The 3,456-nt window shown below is 70.5% G+C and carries 3 protein-coding genes; all 3 read right to left on the reverse strand.

The features are described 5' to 3' along the window. On the reverse strand, positions 1–399 hold a 399-nt coding region (locus QR77_RS21500), incomplete at its 3' end, for a CHAD domain-containing protein (protein WP_150130576.1). Continuing rightward, a complete protein-coding gene (locus QR77_RS21505; protein WP_040023690.1) occupies positions 386–2,626 on the reverse strand; it encodes an RNA degradosome polyphosphate kinase in 2,241 nt (746 codons plus the stop codon). The genes QR77_RS21500 and QR77_RS21505, both read right to left, overlap by 14 nt. 283 nt (positions 2,627–2,909) lie before the next feature. Continuing rightward, positions 2,910–3,456 (reverse strand): mycothiol synthase (mshD, locus tag QR77_RS21510; protein ID WP_040023691.1); only part of this gene is annotated, 547 nt, incomplete at its 5' end.

Below are 3,456 nucleotides of genomic sequence, written 5' to 3' on the forward strand. Positions count from 1 at the left end.
CCCGCGCGCCACCGGCACGGCCACCGGCGCCGCCACGGACAGCGCCACCGGCGCCACCGGCGCCAGCCCCGACAGTCGCGCCAGCGCCGTCACAAGCCGGTGCAACCGCGCCGTACAGGCGTGCTCCTGGGCGAGCGTGCCGGACAGCCAGCCCAGCTCCGTACGCAACTGGTCGGCCCACCCCGGGTCGAGCAGCGCGCGGTAGGTGTGCAGGCTGCCGCCGATTCTTCGCGCCGAGCCGCGCAGGGCACGGGCGGCCTGTTCGGCGGCGACCGTGTCCGAGCCGCTCTCGCTGTACAGCCGCAGGCTGCGCAGGAAATCGCCCGCCCGGGTGTGCAGATACCCGGCCAGGACCTCACCCGCGCTCAGCCGTTCGGTGTCCACTTCATGGTGCTGCACGCCGGCGCCTCCGGGCGTCTATGAGCATTTCCTGTAGGTGCCGCAGCGGCTGGCCCTCCGGGTCCGTGGCATGCCGGGTCCAGTTGCCGTCAGCGCCGAGGTGCCAGGAAGAGGTGCTGTCGGACATCCCGGTCTCCAGGAGCCGGGAGATCGCCGCGCGGTGGGCCGGGTCGGTGACCCGGACCAGGGCCTCGATGCGGCGGTCGAGGTTGCGGTGCATCATGTCGGCGCTGCCGAGCCAGACCTCGGGCTCGCCGCCGTTCCCGAACGCGAAGACCCGGGAGTGTTCCAGGAACCGCCCGAGGATCGAGCGGACCCGGATGTTCTCGGAGAGCCCGGCGACGCCGGGGCGCAGCGCGCAGATGCCGCGTACCCAGATGTCGACGGGCACTCCGGCCTGCGCGGCCCGGTAGCAGGCGTCGATGACGGCTTCGTCGACCATCGAGTTGACCTTGATACGGACGTAGGCGGGCCGGCCGGAGCGGTGGTGTGCCGTTTCCTTGTTGATACGGGTGATGAGCCCGTCGCGCAGGGACTTCGGCGCGACCAGCAGCCTGCGGTAGGTCTCGCGGCGCGAGTAGCCGGAGAGCCGGTTGAACAGGTCGGACAGGTCGGCCCCGACCTGCGGGTCGGCGGTGAGCAGGCCGAGGTCCTCGTAGAGCCTGGCCGTCTTCGGGTGGTAGTTGCCGGTGCCGACGTGGCTGTAGCGGCGCAGGTTCTCGCCCTCCTGGCGCACGACCAGGGAGAGCTTGCAGTGCGTCTTGAGCCCGACGAGCCCGTAGACCACGTGGCAGCCGGCCTCTTCGAGCTTGCGGGCCCATTTGATGTTGGCCTGCTCGTCGAAGCGTGCCTTGATCTCGACGAGGACCAGCACCTGCTTGCCCGATTCGGCGGCGTCGATCAGGGCGTCCACTATCGGCGAGTCGCCGGACGTCCGGTAGAGCGTCTGCTTGATGGCGAGGACGTCGGGGTCGGCCGCCGCCTGCTCCAGGAAGGCCTGGACGGAGGTCGAGAACGAGTCGTACGGGTGGTGCAGCAGGACGTCGCGCTCGCGCAGGGCCGCGAAGATGTCCGGCGCCGACGCGGACTCCACCTCGGCGAGGTCGCGGTGGGTGCCCGCGATGAACCGGGGGAACTTCAGCTCGGGCCGGTCCAGCGCCGAGATCCCGAAGAGCGCCGTCAGATCGAGCGGCCCCGGCAGCGGGTAGACCTCGGCGTCGGAGACCTTCAGCTCGCGTACGAGCAGGTCGAGGACGTACGGGTCGATCGACTCCTCGACCTCCAGGCGCACCGGCGGCCCGAAGCGGCGCCGCATCAGCTCCTTCTCCAGCGCCTTGAGGAGGTTCTCGGCGTCGTCCTCCTCCACCTCCAGGTCCTCGTTGCGGGTGACCCGGAACATGTGGTGCGCGAGCACCTCCATCCCCGGGAACAGCTCCTCCAGGTGCGCCGCGATGACGTCCTCAAGGGGTACGTAGCGCTGCGCCGACGCCTCCAGGAAGCGCGACAGCAGTGGCGGTACCTTCACACGTGCGAAGTGGCGGTGGCCGCTGACCGGGTTGCGTACGACGACGGCCAGGTTGAGCGAGAGGCCGGAGATGTACGGGAAGGGGTGCGCGGGGTCCACGGCGAGCGGGGTGAGGACGGGGAAGATCTGCTGGCGGAAGAGCGTGAAGAGGCGCGCCTGCTCCTTCTCGGTCAGCTCGGGCCAGCGGATGATGTGGATGCCCTCGTCGGCCAGGGCCGGGGCGATGTCCTGCTGGTAGCAGGCGGCGTGCCGGGCCATGAGCTCGCGGGAGCGGGTCCAGATCAGGTCCAGGACCTCGCGCGGCTGGAGGCCGGAGGCGGAGCGGGTCGCGACGCCGGTCGCGATGCGCCGCTTGAGGCCTGCCACCCTGACCATGAAGAACTCGTCGAGGTTGGAAGCGAAGATGGCGAGGAAATTAGCCCGTTCGAGGAGCGGCGTCGCCGGATCCTCGGCAAGTTCGAGCACACGTTCGTTGAAGGCGAGCCAGCTTCGCTCGCGGTCGAGGAAGCGCCCCTGGGGGAGCTGGTCGTCGTCGGGCCCACCGCCGGGCACGCCCTCGGTGTCGTAGCCGTCCAGGTCGGCGTCCAGATCCGGTTCCAGATCCGAGACGGCGGCCGAGACGGTGCTGGGCCGGTGGGCGGCTATGAATCCGACGGACGGCTGGGGATGCTGGACCGGGACCTCGGCGGGCTGCTGGCTCATGTTCCTATTCTTCCGCGCTGAGGGCATTACAGGCGCGTCGGAGAGAGCAGGGGTCAGGTGGATCCTGCCGTTCGGAGTGGGGGGCACAGCGGGCTGCATTCAGAGAGCGTCGCAAGGGCATCTGAATGGCTGGTAACGCGGACATGACGTGAGGGAAAGCGGGACAGGGCTCCCAGGGGGCGTATCGCCGGGCCGGGAGCCCTGTCAGCATGCGTGAGGGGTGCGCGGGGGGTGATCGAGGGGGGTGGCGAGCGAGGTCGCGATCACGCTGGGTGCTATGGGATCAGTGCTCCGTGCGGTACATCAGATCCACCTCGTACGTGCTGAAGCCGAGCCGCTCGTACACCGCGACGGCCGCCGTGTTGTCCGCGTCCACGTAGAGCGAGGCCGTCGGGAGCCCCTGGGCGGCGAGGTGGCGCAGCCCGATCGCCGTGAGTGCCTTGCCGAGGCCGCCGCCCTGCGCGTCCGGCCGGATGCCGACGACGTACACCTCGCCGAGCTGCTCGGCCGCGTGCACCTTCGTCCAGTGGAAACCGATCAGCTCTCCGTCGCGCTCGGCCAGGAAGAAACCCGCCGGGTCGAACCACGGCTCGGCCTTGCGGTCGTCCAGGTCGCGCTGGGTGAGACCCCCCTGCTCGGGGTGGTGGGCGAAGGCGGCGGCGTTGACGGCGAGCCAGGCCGCGTCGTCCTGCCCGGGTACGAACGTACGGACGGTGGTCCCGGCGGGCAGGACCGGCTCCGGGATGTCCAGCGCGGCCAACGGGCGGCGCAGTTGGCGCAGTTCGCGGAAGAGGGTCAGGCCCATCACCTGCGCGAGGTGCCGGGCCGCC

It is taken from the genome of Streptomyces sp. 150FB, assembly GCF_000818195.1.
Lineage (GTDB): Bacteria > Actinomycetota > Actinomycetes > Streptomycetales > Streptomycetaceae > Streptomyces.